At 45.3% G+C, this 21,411-nt stretch carries 17 protein-coding genes; 2 read left to right on the forward strand and 15 right to left on the reverse strand.

The genetic code is table 11. The annotated features are described in order from the left end of the window. Positions 1–23: 23 nt before the first annotated feature. From B0E43_RS19280 to B0E43_RS19340, 14 genes are all read right to left on the reverse strand, one after another. Positions 24–3,413 carry a baseplate J/gp47 family protein gene (locus tag B0E43_RS19280; RefSeq protein ID WP_077352804.1) on the reverse strand — a complete coding sequence of 1,130 codons (3,390 nt, stop codon included), beginning with the start codon at positions 3,411–3,413 and terminating at the stop codon, positions 24–26. Then, entirely contained in the window at positions 3,410–3,823 is a 414-nt protein-coding gene (locus B0E43_RS19285; protein WP_077352806.1) for a GPW/gp25 family protein, read from the reverse strand. Before B0E43_RS19285 ends, B0E43_RS19280 begins: the two co-directional genes overlap by 4 nt. 1 nt (position 3,824) lies before the next feature. Next, positions 3,825–4,103 carry a PAAR domain-containing protein gene (locus B0E43_RS19290; protein WP_077352808.1) on the reverse strand — a complete coding sequence of 93 codons (279 nt, stop codon included), beginning with the start codon at positions 4,101–4,103 and terminating at the stop codon, positions 3,825–3,827. A 3-nt stretch (positions 4,104–4,106) separates the two neighbouring features. Continuing rightward, complete coding sequence (gene vgrG, locus B0E43_RS19295; protein WP_077352810.1) at positions 4,107–5,864, reverse strand: type VI secretion system tip protein VgrG; 1,758 nt, start codon at positions 5,862–5,864, stop codon at positions 4,107–4,109. Positions 5,865–5,867: 3 nt separating this feature from the next. Then, on the reverse strand, positions 5,868–6,659 hold the full coding sequence (locus tag B0E43_RS19300; RefSeq protein ID WP_077352812.1) for a hypothetical protein: 792 nt from the start codon (positions 6,657–6,659) through the stop codon (positions 5,868–5,870). A 9-nt stretch (positions 6,660–6,668) separates the two neighbouring features. Continuing rightward, complete coding sequence (locus B0E43_RS23015; RefSeq protein ID WP_168171981.1) at positions 6,669–6,824, reverse strand: DUF5908 family protein; 156 nt, start codon at positions 6,822–6,824, stop codon at positions 6,669–6,671. Between the two features lie 2 nt (positions 6,825–6,826). Then, the gene (locus B0E43_RS19305) at positions 6,827–7,300 is read right to left on the reverse strand and encodes a phage tail protein (RefSeq protein ID WP_077352814.1); all 474 of its coding nucleotides are present in this window, start codon (positions 7,298–7,300) and stop codon (positions 6,827–6,829) included. A gap of 3 nt (positions 7,301–7,303) precedes the next feature. Beyond that, a complete protein-coding gene (locus tag B0E43_RS19310; protein WP_077352816.1) occupies positions 7,304–7,738 on the reverse strand; it encodes a phage tail protein in 435 nt (144 codons plus the stop codon). Positions 7,739–7,773: 35 nt separating this feature from the next. Next, positions 7,774–9,225 (reverse strand): phage tail sheath C-terminal domain-containing protein, encoded by a 1,452-nt coding sequence (locus B0E43_RS19315; protein ID WP_077352818.1) that lies wholly within the window; start codon positions 9,223–9,225, stop codon positions 7,774–7,776. A gap of 27 nt (positions 9,226–9,252) precedes the next feature. Beyond that, positions 9,253–10,965, reverse strand: a complete 1,713-nt coding sequence (locus B0E43_RS23105) for a phage tail sheath C-terminal domain-containing protein (protein WP_077352820.1) — start codon at positions 10,963–10,965, stop codon at positions 9,253–9,255. Between the two features lie 11 nt (positions 10,966–10,976). Next, positions 10,977–12,107, reverse strand: a complete 1,131-nt coding sequence (locus tag B0E43_RS19325) for a hypothetical protein (RefSeq protein ID WP_077352822.1) — start codon at positions 12,105–12,107, stop codon at positions 10,977–10,979. Continuing rightward, positions 12,104–12,712, reverse strand: a complete 609-nt coding sequence (locus tag B0E43_RS19330) for a DUF4255 domain-containing protein (protein ID WP_077352824.1) — start codon at positions 12,710–12,712, stop codon at positions 12,104–12,106. Before B0E43_RS19330 ends, B0E43_RS19325 begins: the two co-directional genes overlap by 4 nt. A gap of 252 nt (positions 12,713–12,964) precedes the next feature. Continuing rightward, positions 12,965–14,338 (reverse strand): hypothetical protein, encoded by a 1,374-nt coding sequence (locus B0E43_RS19335; RefSeq protein ID WP_077352826.1) that lies wholly within the window; start codon positions 14,336–14,338, stop codon positions 12,965–12,967. Between the two features lie 239 nt (positions 14,339–14,577). Further along, positions 14,578–15,969, reverse strand: a complete 1,392-nt coding sequence (locus B0E43_RS19340) for a hypothetical protein (protein WP_077352828.1) — start codon at positions 15,967–15,969, stop codon at positions 14,578–14,580. Between the two features lie 85 nt (positions 15,970–16,054). Here B0E43_RS19340 and rbfA point away from each other — a divergent pair, with 85 nt between their 5' ends. Beyond that, positions 16,055–16,447 carry a 30S ribosome-binding factor RbfA gene (gene rbfA, locus B0E43_RS19345; RefSeq protein WP_077352830.1) on the forward strand — a complete coding sequence of 131 codons (393 nt, stop codon included), beginning with the start codon at positions 16,055–16,057 and terminating at the stop codon, positions 16,445–16,447. 11 nt (positions 16,448–16,458) lie between these two features. Continuing rightward, positions 16,459–17,685, forward strand: coding sequence for an FtsX-like permease family protein (locus tag B0E43_RS19350; protein WP_168171987.1), 1,227 nt, complete (start codon positions 16,459–16,461; stop codon positions 17,683–17,685). 141 nt (positions 17,686–17,826) lie between these two features. Here B0E43_RS19350 and B0E43_RS19355 read toward each other — a convergent pair whose 3' ends face one another. Continuing rightward, entirely contained in the window at positions 17,827–21,360 is a 3,534-nt protein-coding gene (locus B0E43_RS19355) for a hypothetical protein (RefSeq protein WP_077352832.1), read from the reverse strand. Positions 21,361–21,411: the final 51 nt, after the last annotated feature.

The raw sequence follows: 21,411 nt of genomic DNA on the forward strand, positions 1-21,411 counted from the left end.
TCGTGATTGATTCCTGCATATCCTTAGGTGTCAAAAGCCTCTTCCATATCCGAACTTTCCGTGGAAACGATGTCGATGATGGCCGGCACTTCATTGTCGGCACATTCGCAATCTTCCGTTTCCAAAATCGTGATCAAATGATCTCCGTAGGTATCGATCGATCCCACAGACCCTAGCAGCGAGACTCCTGTGCTACCCTTCGCTTCTTCCACCCGGGTTCGTGACAGAATCTCTCCGTCCACAGGATTTTTGACAATGTGATACAGCTCAAAACAGGTCAAATAATCCACGTATGACAGTTTTTCGACAAAATGTAAAATCACCGAACTGTGGATTTCGCCTGCGAAACTGAATGCTTCCGGGCTTTGAAATGCCCAGGGAGACAGAAAAGCTTTCAGGTCATCCTCCAGTTTTTTGGCATAGAACGAGCGATCCACACCTGCCAAAAACCGGACATTGGTTTTGACCTGAAGTTCCTCATAGACCGGATTTACTACATGGAGGTAAACTCCCGCTGAACAGATTTTCAGGATAAATTCCTTGACTTGTGCAATCAGGGCCACACTCGCTTTGGGGCGGAGTGGGTCGATCGCATTTTTGTTTTGGACATTGGCCACCAAAACAACTGTCACATGGCGGGGGGCCAAGGCTCGGTAATTTTCCAGATTTCCATCGTATTCGGTGTGATTCAGGGTTTTGACCTGATAGATTTCGGAGAAATATTCCAGCACCAAATGCTCATAATCCCAGCGGGTGACAGTCCGTTGTTTGTGGCGAAGCCTCTCGGAAATTCGGGTGTAAAAATCGGCTGAAGCCTCTGCAGTTTTGCCGCCAAATGAGGCAAAAGGCTGGTCAATTTTGCTGACCTGCGCTTGGGAGATCTTAAGTTTGGCGATGGTTTTGGCAGGAAGTGCTGCAGCGAGGCGATTGGGATCATTTCCCTGGTCTTCGAAAGTCACCCGGATCGCTTGTGCTATTACCTGCGTAAAATCAGGGATAGAATCGCTGTTTTCAGCTACTGATGCCAAAATCCAAGTTAGACCCTCATCCAAAATCGTGTGTGCAGTATCTGCAGCTCTTGGCATTGTAAACCCAACAAGCCCTGTTTGGATCAATCCGTTTGTCTCATCCAAAACCAGATCAAGTTTGTCAAAAGGTTTCCAGTCATTTCCGCTCAGGTAGCTCCAGGCTAAGGCAGGGACAGCTTTTTCCGGATTGGCACTTCCATCCAGCACATGAATCAGCAATTGGATGGACTGACCGGGAAGGTGATTTTTCAATCCGATCAGAAAATAGCCCTCTTCGGAAAAGTCAGGCAACAAAAGTCCGGTACTTTTTTCCTGCTTTGCTTCTCCAAAAGCCCCGATATGGAAAAATGAATTCCAATCGCTTTTACCGGGAATAAAGGAATCTGTGGCAGAGTAGTCCAATTTGACACTTTTTACTTCCGGGGTATAGGGTTCATTGGGAAGAGTGACGCTATTTGGGTCTGTTGCTTTGGCTTTAAGGATCACTTGGTTTGCAAACAGCTTTGGAAATTCAGAATGACCAAAGTCTGATCCACTTAAACTTAGCTTCAAAAAGCCTCTTTTTGAGGAAGGGGACCAAGTGATGAAATCCTCCAATTCCGGTTCCGTTGGAATTGTTCCAAGTTCTGAGGAGGTCAATTCGTAAGTTTGAATCGCGGAAGGAGCAGAAGTTCCTGAGAACAGACTGATCGTCTTTTTGGAAGTTCCCCAGGATCTGTCATCGAGAAAATAGGCCTTGGCTTGGAAGGATGCATTGGATTTTGCAGGGGAATATCCCGAATAATATCCCTGAAACCCTGTTGCGCCTGTTGGAAGTCCATGCCATTCCAGATGGATATTCAAACTTTCCAGGCCTTTGCTGAAAACCTCCCGGCTGCCGATGTAAAAATTGGATCCTAAAACCGGTCTAAAACCAAAGGGATTGATGTTTTTTCCGACAGGCAAAGTTGTCTGATCATTTTGAAGGATCAGATTTTCCACTCCTTTTACGCCCACATGGATTTTTATCGAGGAAAGCTCGATGCCTTGCAAAACCGGGTAGGAGTAGCTTTGTACGGTGTCCGCCAGTTCGATCTTCATTACAGGCTGACTGGTCAGGAATTTTTGCAGCAAAACATCCCCACTATAGCCAACCACTGAATCTTGGTCCGGAACCAAATGGCATTTGAGGATAAGTTCAATGCCATTGGTTCCTAAATCTTTTAACTCATGTTTTTGGGTTTGAAAACTGAAAATAAGGTCTGCGATTTTGTCTGGCCCCATGCCTCTCACTGAGTCGACTTGGTCAAGAGTAGTAAACTTATCACCAGATAAAGAAGCCCGTTTGCTGAGAATATTTTTGGCAGTGACTTCGCCGATGTCATAGCCTAGGAAAGGCTGGTGAATCCCGAGTTCGGGGTTGTCGAAAACGGGTCCAGCCTGAGGCTCAAGTCCTGCGATATCCTGCCAGGTGTTGGCTTTGTTGAGAAAATCGAGGACTAAGTCGTCCACATCTTCCGCATCAGTTGGGAATCCAATAGCGGCCTCAATCCATTCTTTTTCCCCGCTAAGGAGAAACCGAAAAGTCGAATTTAGGTGGAGGCTTTTCAGCTTTTCCAGTAGCCCCGGCTGGGGTTTCAGAAGAAGGGTCAGCGTGATTTTTCGATTTCCCTCTGCCAAAGCCAAAGCAGGTGAAGCCACAGCAAATCCCAGAATGGCCGATAGTCGGTCTGAGGATGGGAAAAGGGTTTTGGGTCTTCCAAAAGGACTCCATCGGCCGTCCGGATGCAGGATTTCAGCACCTTGACCATCGGCAGAATTTGCAATCGGCGAAATGTAAAATCTGCCGTTTTCATCCCGGTAAAGGGCTTTGAGTAATGCAACCTCAGTTTTGTTGATGACTTGATCACTTTGGTTTTTGAAAAGAATCTCTTTGCCGATGTCGTCTTTTCCGGCTTTGAATTCGGAGTTTTTGGTCAAAAGATGCTCCCCCACATGCTTGGCCAACTGAATAATCAGGTAGGCTTGATCTGCGGCTGCGGCTTTTTCCTTTAGCCTGAGCACATCCCGGTAGAAAAAATCCAGGTGCTTTTTGGTCAGGAGATTCAAATCTGCCTGAGCCAAAAGATAGTTTTGAAGGAAAGCCAGAAATAAAGCAAAATGCGGATCGGTGCGCTGATCGGGATCAGTTTCTTTTTCGAAAAATGCGGCCCAATCCCCATCCCAAGTGTCAAGGGAGGTCCGGAACTTGAGTTGTGCAGCCAGACTTTTGGCGAACGCTTTCAGATCCTCGATTTTTCTTGCATCCACAGCCACATACCCCGGCAGCAGACTTTCCAAAAGCCTGTTCCCGCGGTTGGTTCCGCTTCCGGGGACTTGGGAGCTATGGCAGCTGTCGGCGCTCATTTGGGTACGTCAGTAGCTTCGATGAAAAGGTATGGATAGACTAAATTCTGGCGATTGTTGGTAGAGATGATGAAATAGCTGATCAGGACTTCAATCCGACCTTCCTGAAAATCCGGCTTCATGTCAATCTCGTCCACTTTCACCCGGGGTTCGTGAAAAAGAATTGCCCTCTTGATCCGGTTGGTGATCATGGTAGCTGTAGTCACATTAAGTGCTTCAAAAAGCAAATCCTCCATATTTGCCCCGTACTCAGGCCGAAGTACCCGCTCCCCAATAGTTGTGTTTAGTAGGATAATCAGGCTTTGCCGAATATCCTCCTCGTTTTCCACAAGACTAACCTGACTGGAGTCCCGGAGAAATGTCACCGGAAAAGCCCATCCACGTCCCAGAAAAGTGTTTTTCTCAGCCATATTATCCGATGATTACAGTTGGTTCGCCAAAAACAGCTGAAGCTCCACAGACACAGGTATCTCCTACCCGCACGGCCGGCATTCCTCCGATCATGACCGTCGAGCTGCCTTGGATAAATGGACTGGCTGTCGGCTGATGAGCATTTGGAGGCAAAGAGCAAATGTGGTTGTCACCGAGGACAGCTGCCGGCATTCCGCCGACCAAAACGGTAGCCACCCCGGGCCCGATGACGGTTCCGCCATGGTTGGTAGTATCTGTGACTCTGACTGCGGCTGGCATAGTTTAGTTGATTTGGACAATTGAACCTTTCACTTTGGTGCTTCCAGAGGAGGAAAACTCCGCGCCGGATCCACCCTCGGCCTTCATTTGAGCAGAGGCTTTGATTTCTATCCCGGTTCCTTCGATTTTGACATCTCCGGATGCTTTTAAAATGATGTCTTTAGCGGAATCCAGGGAAATACCGTCCGAGCTAAGGGTAACCTTATTTCCGTTTTCATCTTCCAGGAGAATACTTCCTTCGTCGTCGCTCAGTGTAATTTTATTTCCGTTTGGAGTTTCGATGGAAATCGACTTTTTTTCGTCATCGAAGACCAGTTTGAGTTTACTTTTAGTGACAATGCCTTTTTGAAAATTGTCATCGTTTTGGGTAAATGGAGCAGGTTTGGCGGAACTGTAGAGTTTCCCGAGAATGACCGGGTCTCTGGGATCTTCATTGATAAAACCAACAATAACTTCGTCTCCGACTTCAGGCAAAAAGAAAATTCCCCGGGCTTCTTCCCCTTCTCCGGCGTCCGGAGCGGCCATTCTTGCCCAGGTCCCTTCCGAACCGGGATCAATCACGGGTATGAATATCCTCACCCGGTGCTCTCCCAGAGGATCATCCAAACTGGTGACTACTCCGATATGCAGACCCTTGATGGCCGGCACCAAACCCGCGGCTGCCACATCCAAAACATCATCGTAAAGGCTGGAAATGAACCTGGAATCCAAGCCCAATCCGAGATGGGTAAACCATTTTCTGTTTGGAGAAATCTCATGGTAAACAGAGGACACAAAGGCTTTGCCGTTGAATCTATCGCCAAAACCTGCCAGAGAAACCATGTCTCCGGGCTTGATCGTGTTGTCTCCCAAGATTTTGACCTGGCCTTGGATTTTGGAAAGTCGGCTGCGCATCATTTTCGAATCGGCCCAAGCCTGCAATTCCTGATCATCCAATCCCCCGCTGTGCTGCAACCTGAAATCACTGAGTCCAATGACATCCGCCAAGTCAGATCCGCTCAGGTTACTTTGGAAATCCAAACCCGGATCACTTCCTTCGACTTCTTTCAATTCCTGATTAGCAAGGTCCCAGCTCATGCTTTTGCTTGCAGCATACTGAGTCCTGGCGTCCATTTCTGCCTGAAACTCCACGACATTGGTCCCGTATTGGAGCTCAAGTTTGGCTTCAGCGCTGGTTTCAGGTTTCAGCATTTTGACCTTCCCATCTTCGATGAGGGTGATTTTACCGTTGACTTCGGCACGAGTCAGGATAAAATCCCAATCGCTGACATAATATTGGACCATCTCGGGATGGGTGGCTGTGGTGGCTTCAATATCTGCACTCAGTCCGCTATAGGCCCCGATGACTTCCTCAATGATTTCAGAATCTTTGGATTCAAAAAAGTACTTGTTTTTGCGACCCACAGTCATTTTCACCACTGGGTCTTTTAGCTCAATGATCAATTTGGAGGCTTTTTCGGATACCTCAAGTCCATGGCGGATGATTATTCCCTTGAAAATGGGTTCCTCCAGGTTATTGTAACCTGCCCGGATTTCCAATTCCTTTCCAGGGATAAAAAGGTCTCCGGCGCTTAATTCGAAGTCGGAAGCGGCTACATCTCCATCATACAAAACCAGGCGGGCAGAAGGCACTTTGTTCACTGCCTTTTGGATAGAAATCATGGCAACACCCACGGAAGCAGGCAACTCCGTTCCTCCAGAAAAAATCTTGTAGGTAGCGAGGCTGGGGTTCGTTTCGGTGCTGGCTGGGACGAGTGGCATAGCTTAGGATTTGGCAAGTGGTGGGAAAAAGACTTCCTGACCGACTTTCAGATTTCGGAAGTTTCTCATTTTGTTCACCCGTGCGACTTCGAGGTAAAATTCCGTCGAGCCGTAGATTCGCTTACACATAATAGGAAGCGTATCACCTGCATTCACCACCCGGATGTGCGTGAGATCGGGCGAAGTTCGGCCAGCTTCTGCAGCTTGTTCCTGACGGGAAAGTGACTGGTCAAAATTTGCAGAAACTGTGGCTCTGATCGGAAGGCCGGCAGAATTGAAAAGCTTGTAATTGACTGTGGCTCCGCCCAATACACCACGAAACTGAAATGCGCCCCAGTTGATCTGCAAGTAATTGGGTTTGTGGGTGTCGGACTGGATGTTTTGGGTAATATCCAGAAACTTCCGAATCGCCCGATCCACGTGCTTGTCCTCATTAATCAGGTCAATTGCCGAAATTTTGTTTCCACTGATCCGGTCCAGATTGGGTTGGCTCCCGCCTAAATAGCTGAGGTTGATATCCCCGGGGACATCTTTTCCCGGCGGGGAGGCCGCAGTGGCGTCAAAAAGGAACTCGAAAGTCACGCTGTCAGATTCCAAAGTTCTGAACTGATATTGTTTGCCGTCTGTCAGCCCTTCCTCAGGAATCCACTTGGATTTGAATTCCTGACTGAAAGCGGTAGGATTGTACATCACCACATAGGTTTCAGTGGACGTCTCATACGTGTCATCCGTGAATGCGGTGATTTTCATTTTTTCCAATCCTCCCAGAGGAGAAAAAATATCTTTCAGGGCCATGGCTAAGAATTAACGTTCGTTTTTTTCTTTGATCAATCGAGCTAATTCTCGGATTCCCAAGAGGACCGATTCAGTTCCCGGTTGAGGTTTTGATGCTCCCGTGGGCTTTTCTTCTGCAGCATCCACTGTTGTGCGGATAACCAGTTCTTTGATTTCTATGGGCATGATCAGAATGGTAAAATGTCACCTGGGGAAATCCTTCGGAAGTATTGGTAGGCAAATTCGATCGACTCAATCATCAGGGAATTTTCCATGGCATTTAGCCCTTCGATACTCCATTTGACAGGCCAGGCATTGATGAAATTCCAAGCCTGAAGCGGTAAATGGTCTTCATTGAGCAAAATCACCGTGATATCATGTGCTTCAAACTGAAAGCCCTCTACCGCGTCCTTGAACCATTTTACCGCTTGAGTTCCGCTGAGCATTCCTCTTTTCATCGTGAGGTTTGGATAAGCGACAGGACCCGGTATCCGGTGTTTGAATCGGTTTTCTCCCCCTTCGGCATATTCTTCCACTCCTATTTCCACACTTAATCCGCCCACTTCCTGAAATCCGATATCAGGCAAGCCCGGATATTTGAGCAGCAGGCCTTCGAGTCTGACCAAGAAGTGAAAACCTGTAGGCGGATGGAAAATCGTCATGGGTTATGGAGTTTCTATTGCCAATCCTTCGTGACAAAGCTCAATGGTCTCGATTGCCACTTCATTTCCGGTTGAGTTGAGGGTAGGACCTTCTACTTTGCAAGGCCAGGCTTCTTTCACTTTCCAGACCATCACCGGTTCATGTTCTTCATTGAGCAAGCTGATCGTGAGATCCCGACGCTCGATTTTATTCATTTTGACTGTATTTAGCCATTGGAAAAACTCATTGTCGGCTCGGAATACGCCTCGCTTCAAAACAATATTGCTAAACTGGGGAATGCCGGGCATTTTGGTCACGTGGTATTCCAGTGAGCTGCCCTCTCTGTAGTCAATTGCCTGAAGCTCAATAGTAAGTCCGGAGACTTCCGTGAAGCCTATGCGGGTGCCGCCCCATTCTACCTGAAAATGAAAGACGGATAATGGATATGCTACTGCCATGATATATTGGATTTAAATATGTCTGAAGAAAAAGATTAAGATTCCTGAAGCTTATGGGAGAATTTCAGGATGATAAATTCTGCCGGACGGACTGCTGCAAGACCGATTTCGACATTCATCCGGCCTTCGAGAATGTCCTGGGAAGTCATGGTAATTCCGAGACCGATTCGTACAAAAAAGGCTTCCTCAGGCTTAGCTCCGGCAAGCGCTCCGTCTCGCCAAAGCTTGGTGAGGAAGTTTTCGATCATCGTTTTTACCCTCAGCCAGGTATTGGCATCATTCGGCTCGAAGACCACGAATTCGGTCGCCTTTTTCACCGATTCTTCAATGAAAATAAAAAGCCGTCTTACCGGAACATAGCGCCATTCATTGTCATTTCCGGCCAAAGTCCTTGCTCCCCAGACCAAAGTTCCTTTGCCTGTAAATGACCGGATGACATTGATGGACTTGCCAGAGGAAGCGTCCACATTAAGAGAGGCCTGTTGCTCATGGGATACTTTCACAGCAGGTCCGATTACCGAGCGGATGTCCACATTGGCAGGAGCTTTCCATACTCCTCTTTGACTGTCCACCCGAGCATAAACCCCTGCGATGGCTCCGGATGGGGGTACGGTGATGTAAAGCTTGCTGATTTCTGAAAGAATGGCCCGGTGCAAACTGGGGTCTGCTGTGGAAAGTGCCGTGAGATTTGATCCGTTCGCCGCATTTACAATTGCCGGATTAGGAGTTCCTGCGCCGATGTAAGTGTTCGTTTGGGTGATGGCGACCGAGGCCGAATCGTACCCAAAGTTTAGAGCACTTTTCAAATTGGGATAGTAGGCAGCCCCATATTTGAGATCTCCTGAACCTATTCCATTATTCCGGAAGTTTTCCGCATCTGCGAAAGGATCTGTAGTGTTGGCTTTTACATCCATGACTACAAACCTGTCCTTTAGCTTTTCACACTGAGCCAAAGCCGCCTCATAAACAGATTTTCCATTTGCCAAAGTCAGGTCATCCGGAAAAACGATCAAGGTAGGTTCATCTACCTTTTCCAAAGCGGCCAAGCCTCCCAGTAGACTTGTAGCGGTAGTGCTGTCACCGACGGTTGGGGGAGAAGTGAAATCATTTACTGAAATGATATAGCAGGGACCTCCACCATTGTCGAAGAATAGCCTCAGGCTGTAGTACATCTTAAAGGCACTGGGTGCTACGGGAGCATTGGCTTTGACAATCCGAGAACTCAGTTTGGCAGGTTGATTATTTTCACCGGTATAGGTGTCCTGAATCGATATGGTAATAGCTTCCGGCCGGGCAAAGCCAAAAATCGATTCATAGTCCAGCATGGAAGTTATCCGAGTTGGGACTCCTCTTACCGACTCCCCGTTTTTTAAAGCCAGATTAGTATGTCCGATGAAAGCCGGAATGGCTGTTTCGACTGCTGCTATTGAAGCCGGAAGAGTTGAAATTTCTTTGATGTAAACACCCGGTGTGGCGTAAGTTGACATAAGAATTGCGTTTTGGGTTAAAAGGAATTAGGATTCCTGAAGCTTGTGAGAAAACTTCAGGATGATGAATTCTGCCGGTCTTACTGCCGCCAGACCGATTTCTACAATCATTCTGCCTTCCAGAATGTCCAGGGCTGTCATAGTCTGACCCAGCCCAACTCTTACAAAAAATGCCTGTTCTGATTTTGCACCGGCGAGCGCTCCTTCCCTCCAGAGGTTTGTCAAGAAATTTTCAATCATCGTCTTTACCCGAAGCCAGGTATTGGCATCATTTGGCTCAAACACGACGAATTCAGTTGCTTTTTTGACAGACTCTTCGATGAAGATATATAGTCTGCGTACCGGAATATATTTCCATTCATTGTCGTTTCCGGCCAAGGTTCTTGCACCCCAGACGAGATTTCCTTTTCCCTGGAAAAACCGAATCACATTGATGGATTTCCCTGAGGTTGCGTCCACATTCAAAACTTCTTGTTCTTCGTGGCTTACAGAAACGGTTGGACGGAGTATAGACCGGATGTCCACATTTGCGGGTGCTTTCCAAACTCCTCTTTGGCTGTCGACACGTGCATAAACTCCGGCCATGGCCGCAGATGGATATAAGTCCATCAGCTTACTTTGAAGCAAAGCTATAATGGTATTATAGAGGGTTTTGTCCGGGGCGGCAAGAGAAAAAGTTCCACTTCCTGATACGGTCGCTCCGCCATTTGCTCCAGAATCGTTATAAGAAAGGACAGTTTCTGCACCCGTATCTCCGGGTAGAGTTGATATCAAAGTAATAATCTCTCCTTGACGGCTTGCTGTATAAGATGGATCGGCTACTGCCAAAATCGCATCGAGCAAAGCTTGAGCTGTAGTCGCATTTCCGGCATCTTGATCAAAATCGACTCCTTCAGTAAAGGTATTTCCCCCGATCGTAAAAGCATCCCCGGTGATGTTCGCATTGTTATTGATCCTGATGGTGGCAAAGGCCTGGCCTTCGCCAATCTTGGAAATGGGTAATCCATTAAAAGCTCCCAAACCTGCACCGCCGCGGTTATCTATTACTGTTAAAACATTTGGATTGAAGTGACGAAATAGAATGGTTTTGAGGCTTGGGTAGTAGGCAGCACCATATTTCAGTTCTGAATTACCGACTTCAGCCCTAAAATCTGCCCCGTCCTCGGCCACTGTTTGGTCTGGGTCAGTTAAAGTGTCCAATATGGCAAACCGATCCTGGAGTTTGGCGCACTGAGCAAGCATTTGATCGTGGAGGGTTTTGCGATTGATTGCAGAGAGCAGTACCGCCTCAGGAACTACCAAAAGGGTGGGTTCATCTTCCTCTTCCAGTGCTTTTAATCCAGCCAGCAAATCATCGATATCGATATCATCGCCGGTTGGTTCCTCTACGAAATCTCCGACAGAAACAATCCAGCATGGACCGCCTCCATTGGAGAAATACATGTAAACCTGATAGGTCATCAGGTATTGAGAAAAGTTGGAAGGATTGTCGATGTCTACGATAGGACCGTCTGTGATGGTAATGGTGTAGCGTTCCTGAAAGGATTCACCAAAAATCTCTTTGTATTCCAAATAAGAAGTCACCCTTACAGGAATATTGATGCTGAAAGTGGCTCCATTTCGGATCCGTTGGGCAGTATACCCAACAAATGCCGGGATGGCAGTAGCCACCGGTACGATGGAAGCGGGAAGGGTGGAGATTTCCTGGATATACACCCCGGGGGTTTTGAATTCTGCCATATCAGTGAGGATTAGATGAATACATAGATTTCTGAGATTTCCTCGCCGGGGCTGACTTTGATGGCTCCGGATCGGGAGGGATTAGGTAAGTGACCAAAAAGAACCCGATTTCCCGGTTTTCTTCGGAGTTCCAGATTGAGTTTTGGATTTTCGAAGAAGGGAATCGGTACCTGAGATTTAAAGATTACAGTCTCGGCATTATTGATTTTGACATCAGCATTTGGTGCAGCACCTATCTGTTGGAAATTGTAGGTGGTATAGGGAGAGCCAGGAGGGTTTCCTTTGTCCAAAATCGAAAGCTGGGCTGTGCCCAGATCGACTTTTTTATTTTGGCTGACAATGATATAGGTCCATTTGGTCGCTTTTCGCTTGAGGTCGATTGCATAGTAATCTCTTCCGCCATAGAGGTGATCCGGCACTGGGCGGTAGGAAATCTTCAGCACCCCCAAAGCCGATTTGACTTCCGGATCTTGAGTGAGGAAATATTCCTTTTTCCACAGATCGAGCGTGTTCGCTTCGTTTCTAAGAGTTAGGATATAGTTTCCTTCAGGCTTTCCTTTCAGATCAAGCGAAATCAAAAACTCCCCTTTGTCATCAGGGCTGAGCTCTCTATCAAGGGGAAAAGGTTGCCCGCTTTCATCCAATCCTGATGAGATTTTAGTGCCGGAAGCATCTTTTACCAGAAATATCACCTTTGCTGGCACAGGGTTAAGTGTAATTCTGGTGAGGAAGGTTTTTGGTCGGGCACCGTCCCAGACATCCAGCACGATTTTTTCAGGAAGGTCTGGATCAGAAGAGGCATTGGCAGGAAGGTTTTGAAAAGCCAAAAAATCCCCCGAATGGTAAGTCCTTGGTCCTTTGGAAAGTTGGGTGACTGCAAAAAACTGCGGGGAATTAGTGCTTTGGAAGAAAAAGCAAAAATCTACAGGTGGATTCAATGCTACTTCTGGAGTGCTGAGATCATCCTCTGCCCGATAAAGAACCAAAATTCCCTGAGGTGTCTCTCTCCACAGCATACGACCTTTTTTAAGGATTTCCCGGGTTTCCTGAGTCGGAATCAGTTTAAATTCCTTGGCAATCCCCTCCCGGAAATAGTCATGAAGCACGCTTACTTCGAAAAGCCGGCTGTAAATGATGTTCATGATTTATGTGTTGAAGAGAGAAAAATCTGCTCGATGGGTTCGCCGCTTTCCTGAATTGCATTCTCCTGAATTCGGAGAGTTTTCACCTTGTAAAGCACACTGGGCAGGTATTTGGCACCTACCACAGACCAAAAATTATACAGCTGCTCAAAGGAATAGCTGTACAGTTCCACCACGATTTTGGTCAGCTTAGTGTCAAATCCAGACAGAGAGGGGCTGTTTTCCGGAGTAAACACATTCTTGCTTTGAAAAAAGGCAATCGCGTAACTCAACTGCTTGAGGCCCTCCACATAGTCATCAGAGGAGTTATTGGCCTGTTTGTTTTGAAAATTGGCAGTAATCAGCACATACAAATTGAGTTGGATCTCAGGATTTCGCTTTTCCACTTTTCCCAAAGCATTGACAAATCGGCTTTGCTGGTCTTTGTTGGTGCGTTCTTCTTCAATGTTGATAAGGGAAAGACCAAGGGATTGATCAGGTATGGCAATGCCTGCTTCGTTGGTCACGCCGGACAAAAAAATCCTCGTTGTGAGAGGATCTCCCACTTTGAGCTTGATAAATGCATTGAGCTCTTGAGTCAAAAATTCCAATGCGGAATGAATCATGATGAAAAATTAAAAGGGTGAAAAATTCAGTGTTCTGAATGGATAAATTATCCAAGCCCTGTTCCTAATGACAGGAAAAAAATCAATAAAATGACAGGGATACTAGGGCTTTAATCGGCATAAGTATCCAAAAATTAGACAGTTATGTCGAATCGTTTTTCTAGATTTTGACAAGGAAACCGATAAAATTCATTTGAGGTCTTCTCGGAATGTCCCGGGAAATTCCCGTAAGAAGATATTCGTATTTGCGGTTCAGTTGAGCCGGTCAGAAATCCAGCAATCGTATCGGATAAGTTCAAAGTCAATTGGGTTCCAATTGTAAATGCCTTTTCCATCCTGAAGTTTTTGGAGGTGGACGTTGGTATTCAGGTCCTCGATGAAGTTGATTGGGACTTTGGTCTGGATTCCGTGGAGGACGTGGAATGCACTGTCGATCCTTGCACTGACTTTTCCTTTCCAACGATGAATCAGTTTGCGAAGGTTTTCCACTTTGTAGTCCAACCAATCCACCTCGTTTTGGTCAAAAAGTATCATCAATTCCAACATTTTTGAACCCAAGTAATAATTTGGAAGGGTTTTGAGTTCCTGCTGGCATTCATGGACCAGCCGGAGGGAGTTTTTGAGGGATTTTTGCCTGAACAGCAGAAATGCCTCCCAGTATTTCCATTTGGGTGAAAGCTCTGGACACCACCGTTCGAGGTTTTTTTTGAGTAGGGCAGTGGCTTCATCCAGTTGGTCTTGGTGAAAATGCGCATACCACTGGTATTGAGCCAATTCCAGGCAGTTTTCCCTGGATTGGATCAGAGAGGTGTTCTTATTTTTGCAGTTTTGGATTACCTGGTTGTATTGGCCGGATTGAAGTAAAAATTGCTGTTTAGTCAGAAAAAACTCCTCATAAACATCCCTGTTATCCGGATTCTCGGAGAAACTGGCTTCTGATTCCAAAATGAGCGATTGAGTTTCATCAAAGTCCTGGTTGGCTATGGATTGTCTGATGTTGGCGACTATACCCCAGTTTTTCCGCTCCGAATTCAGCTGTTGGAGGATTTGGCCCAAATAGGCATTTTTTTCACATTTAGTTCGATCTTCAGTTCTTGGGTGGTGCTGATTGACCAGGATCTGCAGGTGGCTTTTTATGACAAGTTCCAGCTCTGGCAGATCTTCTTTTCTGATGACCTCATTGACACCGAACCGCTGTGAGGTATCAAAAATTGACAAAACCAGATCAGGGAAATCACCGTCAATTGCTTTTTTGAGACTTTTTTCGAGGAGTTTTGCACCTTCGTATCGTAATCCCCTGGCGAGCATTACCTGGCTTTGGAGCAACAATTCACTGCAGCGAATCCTGCTTTTGACTTCATCTGAAAATGAACTGGTGTTCAATAGGGGAAACAATTCCTCTAATTCCTCTTTGACCCGTTTTTTGAGCTGGAAATAAGCCGAGCTTTCTTTTTCTCCATAGATCATCTGGCAGACTTCGCAGTCCTTCAGGCCGGGTTTTTCCACATTCAATTTTAGAAGTTGGTATGTTTTGGACTGTACCGAATGTCTGGTCGCGCAAAACTCCAAAAGCTGGGTTTTTTCACCGGCAGAACAAGTGGCTAGAATCTGAAAAATAGAATTCATAAAAAAAGAAACTAAAAATTAAAATTTAACTAACAAGTGATCATATCACTTGTTAAAGGTATAATCTATCTTACTTAAAGACAAATGATTGGTGTTCAATTCGTGGCTTGAAATCTTAAAAAGCAGGTCGCAAAATAGCCTATTTGGAGGAGGATTATCCCTAAGAATCTTTGTAAGGAATTGGACTCCAAACCTCCTTTCGTGTGCTAAATTGAAAGAGAACGGTTTTTCAAAAAAAACTATTTTAGCCTGAATACCCCCGGTTCTGTTTCGGAATACAGATTTTTTAAGGCGGGCAATTCCTGAAGGAGATTTTTGAAAATTCCCTCCGGATCTACAACTACCTGGGGCTTTTGGGTATGGAGATTTTGAAAAATTTCTGCTTTTTGCTCTAGGGTCTTTTCTGCATTCAGATAATCTTTGGTCAGATTGTAGTTTAAAAAAGGCCCTCCAAGCGTCCTGTCCAGATAGGGCGAGGTGTCTTGGGCAAGAACCATGATCCGGTCTCCGGGACTGGATTGGATTTCTGATTTTTTGCTGACAAAATAAGTAGTTCCAGCATTGGATTGATCTTGCCAATACCACCATCCGGCGAACGGAAGACCAAATAGCAGGATTAAAAAGGCAATTTTTCCGATCAAGCCTTTGCTGGTATTAAGGAAGAACTGGGTGATCAGAAACGTAAGTCCGGGAATAAACAGAAGTAACTGATAAGTTGCCTGCCGTTTGATCAGAAGAAATTCAAAAAGTGAAAATATGAGCCAAAGAATGACCATTTGCCGTTGTTTTTGTTGGTTGATGGTCGAGCCTTTTAGAACAGCACTATAGAAATAGCCGACTAAAGCTAAAATCAGCGGAAACACCCCTAAAGCTGCCCAGGAAAGGACAGATTGATAGGAATATTTCCCATAAGTGAAAATCATCGGCCAAATCTGGAGCGCCTCACTCAGGCCGTCATTCCAGAAATAAAAGATCATCACCAGCGATATGGGCAAGAAAAAACCTACGAGAGATAATAACAATTGGCGAAATGAAAAGCCACTGATGGCAATCCCTGTGAAAATCATGTAGGGAAGGAATATGCCGTAATTGAGATGAAATCCGGTGGCAATACCTCCATAAATCCCTATCAATAGCGTGGATTCACTGGTTTCTTTCTGCAATACGGTCTGGGAAAAAAGCTGGCCAATGGCCAATACCAAAAAAGTACTACCCAAAAGTGCGGGGGATAAGCCGACCATATCAAAGGTCAGATGAAAAAGTGCCGCCATGATGATGGCCGGTAAGTAGGTGTTTTCCTCAAAAACCCGATATCGGATCAATATTGAGTTCCAATAAATAATCTGAAAAAGCACCAAGAGCCTTCCGATAAGCTCATAAGCAAGCGCACTTCGACCAAAAACAAGGTGGAGGAAAGTGAAAAATCCAGCAGACAAAGGGCCCGTATCGTCAATAACATCCAGGTATAGGAAGTAGCCATCACTCAAGCGCTCACCTAAAACCATCCAAATCAGCCTTGGTTCTGTAAGAGGAAATGGAACGACCCAAATCATCAATGTGGCTAGCAATATCAGGTAGAGTGCTACCCCGATAAGTCTAAATGGATCGTTTACTTTGAAAAAACTTAACAAGGTTTCTGGTAAGGATTGGGTTGGATTGGGTCGAAATTAAAGCTTGCCCAAGTATTTCGCTAAATTTGTACCACAAATACTTCACATGGAAAGCAAAAGACAACAAAAACACGCCAAGCTGCTTCAAAAAGAGCTAGGGGATATTTTTCAAAAGGAGGCAAAACACCTGGTAGGAAAGGCAATGATCACCATCACCCGGGTAATGGTCAGTCCGGATTTGGGCTTTGCCAAAGTTTATGTGAGTTTTCTTATAGCCGACCCTAAGGCCACCTATGAATTGATCAATGAGCATAAAAAGGAAATCCGCCACCACCTCTCCAAAAGGATCGGAAAATCTGTACGGGTAATTCCCGAAATTGCTTTCTTTCCGGATGATTCGGCTACTTACGCTCAATACATGGACAAGGTGATTTCGGACCTCAATATTCCTCCTGCGCCAGAAGAAGACGAAGCCGAAAACGAGGAAAACGAGGATTGATTTTTCACATGTTGAATACCAGTTCATTTATAGCCGGCAGATATTTTCGCAGTAAGAAAAAGCGGAATTTCATCACAGTACTCTCCATCATTTCGGTGGTTGGGGTGGCTGTGGGCACAATAGCACTGGTAGTGGTCATGTCTGTATTCAATGGACTGGAGGATTTGATTCGCGGCCTTTTTGCCAGTTTTGATGCTGAACTGAAAGTGGAACCTGCACAGGGAAAGAGCTTTTTGGCACCCAAAGAGTGGCTGGCGGAAATCGAAAAAATTGAAGGAGTAGAGGTTTTGACTGAAGTCATAGAAGACAATGTGTTATTTGAGCACGACGGCAATCAAATAGTGGCCAAGATCAAAGGGGTCTCCGACAATTTTTTGGATCAGGGGAGGTTTTCGAAGGGATATTTTTGGGGAGATACTACACTGGGTACGGATATCCGTCCCGGGGCGATTTTAGGCAGAGGAGTGGGCTTTTTTCTTTCAGTCAATCTCAATGAAGTCAACTCTACCCTAAAAGTCTTTTATCCCAAAGCACCAAGATCCGCCGCCAGCATCGATCCCAGTCAGATGTACGCTTCAGCACAATTGGAACCCAGAGCCTTTTTCAGCATTGAGCAGCAGTTTGATGACGAATACGTGATCGCACCGCTCCACTTTACCAGGGATTTGTTGAATTACGGGGACAGGCGGACAGCACTGGAATTAAAGGTGAAAGAGGGGTATTCAATAGGGGAAGTGCAGCAGCAGCTTAAAACCCATTTGGGTGCGGACTTCTTGGTTAAAAATGCCGATGAGCAACATGCCGGACTTATCCGCACAGTCAAGCTTGAGAAGTTATTTACCTTTCTCACGCTGACTTTCATTTTGGCAATTGCCTCATTTAACATTTTTTTCTCCCTGAGTATGCTGGCCATCGAAAAGAAAAAGGACATTGCTGTCCTGAAAGCAATGGGAGCTCGGGACGGGTTGATTCGTGGGATTTTTCTCAAACAGGGGGCTTTGATAGCATTGTCCGGTGCGAGTTTGGGATTGACTCTGGGGTATTTGTTGGTGGTGGCTCAGGATACTTTTGGACTGGTTTCATTGGGGATATCATCGGCGGTTGTGGATGCCTATCCGGTGCGGATTGTTTGGACGGATTTGGTCTGGATCAGTGTTTCGGTGGTTTCAATTACGTTATTGGCATCCTGGAGACCGGCCATTATCGCGTCAAAGGTTGATCCTGTCCGAGAGCTTTAGCGGGTAAAGAAATCTCTGATCACCGAATCTTTATGAATTTTTTGAAACCCCATTAGTCCGAGGTCCATGGGCAAACTTTCTTTTGCAGTTAACCACAGTTCTCCTCCCTGTCCCAATCATTTGACCGTGAACAAAATAGATTTAGCCTTCTTTTTTGCCTGCGCCAAGCCCGGCAAATCCCTGATTCAGGAATGAATACAGTGTTCCCAAAACCCCCAATCCTCCGGTGAGGTAAGTATAGGCTTCATTGAAAAATGTTTTGTCAAAAATACCCACCATGGCGATGCAAATCAGGACAAAGCTGATGACCGCAGTTTGAATGGTCCTGACATTTCCGTGTTTCTTTTCATAAGCCCCAAATCTTGCTGTTTCTTCCTCTGTGGAGTGTGTTAGAATGTAATGTCGAAAAACTGGACTAAAAAGTCTCCACTCAATCCAGTCTTCGGTAGATCCGGAGTAGGTTTTAGGAACTATAATGCCTTTTTGCGCCAAGTCGAGCATCGTTTCTCGCCTTGCAGGATTGTAAAACCCCTCTTTTGCATAAGAGTTGCAAACGATCTTTTCTTCAAAACACAAGTCGGACCAAATGTTGGTATAGAATGCTTTGTTCCTTTTCAGTCTTGCAAGAACATCATCCTCATTTGTAAAGGGACCCTTCACTATATCCTCAATTTGGATCACACTGAATTTAAAATCTGTAAACAATTCAGAAAAAAGGGATTTTTCTCTTTCGGATTTTAGTCCGTTGTAAATATCCTTCCAGAGCGCTCCGGAATAAATAGTAAGACCGCACCGTGAATTTTTGATCTCTGAGATCGGTCCTATCAAGGTCATTGGGTTTTCAACACAATGGAAATTGATCAACCGGTAGTACTTCTCGATTGGAGTGAAATCCTCGGGAAAAGTCTTATACTTTAGATCAATGGTCTCTGTTTTCTCGTCCGGAAGGGGAATTTGGTTGGAATTGATACAACAGATGTAGTTAGGCGCATAACCAGATTCGGTAAACCGTTCGACTTCAGATTTGAAATCAAAAAAGATGCTGTTTTGGATCCAACGTACTACCAGAAATGTTGCAAAAACTAACAGGAAAAAACCCAGATAATAGACAGGATTCGAACTCAAGTTGGTGGTTTTACCTCTCCAGGCATTTTGGATGGCATTTTGTCCCGGTGCAATAAAATCCTCGATTTTGCTGTCAAAGGGATCCCCCAAAGTGGCCATCATATTTCGGCGGACCTGCTCATATCCGATCAAAATAGGACTGGGTTCCACCTCAATAGTCTTCTCGGTTTTAGTGGCTTTGGATTGGCCTTTCTTTTCGGAGGCTTCCATTTCTTTTGCATTCCAAATGGAGGATTCCAAATGCTGGGTTTTGGACTGAATCAGATATCCCGGCAAGAAACCGATCAGAAAAAACCAAAAGACTAAATAAGTACTCAAGGCGTTTTTGGTTGATTTGAAAATTCTATGGAGCGGAAGGCTCGATTTTTTTGGCCTGATGTAGGCCCATCCTAGGATAAGCAAAATAGTGAAACCTGAAAGTAAACTCATTCCTACAATTAGCACGGGTGAAAAGACACAGAGGAAGGAATAAACGGACAGAAGTATTCCAAGCAATACCAATAACTCCGTGCTGATTTTTCTTTCTTTCAACATCGTATTCATCTGTGATGTGGCCAGGTTGAGAATCGAAATATTCAGGGAAGAAAAAGTCATGATCGCAAGGGTTCTGAAGGGGTTCAGAGAGATCTGAGCCAATATTGCAAACAATAGTATCGAAAATAGCAGGTATCCTAGGATGAGAAATGTGATCCGGGGTAGGTTTTTGGCATTGGGGACCAGCCACTCAAAAAGGAAGGACTTAAATCCACGCGAATTGGATCGGGTACGAGAGGACAATTGTGCAAAGAGTGTAAACAGGAAAAAGGCTAAATAGAAACTCACGAAAATTATACCTTCCAGGGAGGTCAGGGCAGAAAATGTATGGAAGATGTTGGAATTGACTAAGAATACTTGCCAAAGATTAGAGTCGAACTCGGTGGAACTTATTCTGTTAAAAATGGCCTCATATTGGTGCCCGTTGAGGTAGAGCGGGACATGTAATGAGGCATTTTCATTGAGTTCCTGATTATTTTTCATCAGACTTTTCACCTCTTTCCATTTGTTTGGATTGATGGATTCGCTGAGATTGGTGAGAGAGGACTCGACTTTTTTGCTTTTGTAAATGACCTTGCCGTCCTCTTTGATCAGCAGTATCCGGTGGGAATTAAGGCTATCGGACTTTAACTCTAGAGAAAAAGTCGCCGCATAGACATTGGAATCAGAGGAGATGGGATTTTTGGTGGAAATCACAGACTCCAAGAGCCCCGTTCCCCGGCTGTAATGAGAACCCAAAAAACGGGTCATCGTTGATTTTCCCTCAAAGAAATTCACATATTCCCGGTCTTTGAGATAGGTGAACGAATAATTCTTTTCGAATACGGCTTTTAAGGGCTTTGTTTCTTTTTTTGAATAAATATTCATTTTCTCAACATAGCCTGTGATTGGATTGACTTCAATCAATTCATTGAGGTTGCCGAATGCTAAGCCTTCCTTTCCTCCTATCCAGACCTTGAGCAGAGAGTCATATTTGCCGAGATGGGATCTTAGTTCGATCCTGGTTTCCTTGATTTTTGATTCTAAAATTGAGGAAGGGTTTGGGCGATTTTTGGAAAACGAAAGTGAAAATCCAATCACTACAGCAATGGTCATGAGAGAAATCCCGACCTGAATGATTCTGCTTTGGGTCAATCTGTCTCCCTTGCCCATTTTAACCACCGCCAAAATGGGGACAGATGCAATCAACATGATCAGGATAAAAAGCAACGTACTGAGCAAATTGTAATTGATCCGGAGGCCGACTTTCAGAAAGTAATCCGAATCCAGCAATGCCAAAAAATAAAGTTTATGAGGGCCAAGCCTAATTGGGTTGGCGTAAGACTGGAATTCATTCCCGTCCAAAACTATTGTGGAACTTACAATTCCAACTTTCATGGAATGGGTAGAATCCTTTGGATTTACACTTGGGTCAAATATTTTTCTCCCATTGACCTCAACGGGATAAAGCGCGACTCCGGCAGAATCAGTCAAATAGAGTTTTTCAAAAATCAGGTCATTGGACAAAATCAGGTCGACCAGTGCATGAATAGGCACTTGAAGATCCATCGTTAAAACCGAGTTTTCGGTTCTTTTCCCTTTGATTTTGGAAAAATGGTCTACTGAATTCAGGAAATTGAGGTCATTGGGATAGGGTATGGATACTGGTTGATCTTTCACCAATATCTGATTGCCCATGAGGTTGATTTTTGGAGCGGGGAGAGTTTCACGCTCCTGAAACTTGAGGTTTGAAACAGCAGGCTTAAAGCCTTCACGGAGAAGTTGGATGCTATCGGCAAGTTGTCTTATAGCCGGTTCTGGAGATTCCCGATACCCCTGCCGCATTAGATAAGCATCCACCCGCTTGAGGTAGTCGGGCAATGCCAACTGGATTTCTCTGCTTAAGTTGGCCACACTGCGGATATGCTGCTGCTGCAGCTCGGACTGATTGTTGGTGGACTGAACAAACAAAAGGACACCTATAATCGCTACCAAGGGCAATAAGAAGATCCAGATTTTAAAAGCTTTCAGTTTCATTGGAAAAAAAATGTGAAAGCTACAATTTAGGATTAATCGATTGAAAATCAA

The organism is Algoriphagus sp. A40, from assembly GCF_002002735.1.
Taxonomy (GTDB): domain Bacteria; phylum Bacteroidota; class Bacteroidia; order Cytophagales; family Cyclobacteriaceae; genus Algoriphagus.

Coding starts and splice junctions, on each gene's coding strand:
- B0E43_RS19280 (WP_077352804.1), bottom strand. CDS start 3,413: ATGAGCGCCGACAGCTGCCATAGCTCCCAAGTCCCCGGAAGCGGAACC.
- B0E43_RS19285 (WP_077352806.1), bottom strand. CDS start 3,823: ATGGCTGAGAAAAACACTTTTCTGGGACGTGGATGGGCTTTTCCGGTG.
- B0E43_RS19290 (WP_077352808.1), bottom strand. CDS start 4,103: ATGCCAGCCGCAGTCAGAGTCACAGATACTACCAACCATGGCGGAACC.
- vgrG (WP_077352810.1), bottom strand. CDS start 5,864: ATGCCACTCGTCCCAGCCAGCACCGAAACGAACCCCAGCCTCGCTACC.
- B0E43_RS19300 (WP_077352812.1), bottom strand. CDS start 6,659: ATGGCCCTGAAAGATATTTTTTCTCCTCTGGGAGGATTGGAAAAAATG.
- B0E43_RS23015 (WP_168171981.1), bottom strand. CDS start 6,824: ATGCCCATAGAAATCAAAGAACTGGTTATCCGCACAACAGTGGATGCT.
- B0E43_RS19305 (WP_077352814.1), bottom strand. CDS start 7,300: ATGACGATTTTCCATCCGCCTACAGGTTTTCACTTCTTGGTCAGACTC.
- B0E43_RS19310 (WP_077352816.1), bottom strand. CDS start 7,738: ATGGCAGTAGCATATCCATTATCCGTCTTTCATTTTCAGGTAGAATGG.
- B0E43_RS19315 (WP_077352818.1), bottom strand. CDS start 9,225: ATGTCAACTTACGCCACACCGGGTGTTTACATCAAAGAAATTTCAACT.
- B0E43_RS23105 (WP_077352820.1), bottom strand. CDS start 10,965: ATGGCAGAATTCAAAACCCCCGGGGTGTATATCCAGGAAATCTCCACC.
- B0E43_RS19325 (WP_077352822.1), bottom strand. CDS start 12,107: ATGAACATCATTTACAGCCGGCTTTTCGAAGTAAGCGTGCTTCATGAC.
- B0E43_RS19330 (WP_077352824.1), bottom strand. CDS start 12,712: ATGATTCATTCCGCATTGGAATTTTTGACTCAAGAGCTCAATGCATTT.
- B0E43_RS19335 (WP_077352826.1), bottom strand. CDS start 14,338: ATGAATTCTATTTTTCAGATTCTAGCCACTTGTTCTGCCGGTGAAAAA.
- rbfA (WP_077352830.1), top strand. CDS start 16,055: ATGGAAAGCAAAAGACAACAAAAACACGCCAAGCTGCTTCAAAAAGAG.
- B0E43_RS19355 (WP_077352832.1), bottom strand. CDS start 21,360: ATGAAACTGAAAGCTTTTAAAATCTGGATCTTCTTATTGCCCTTGGTA.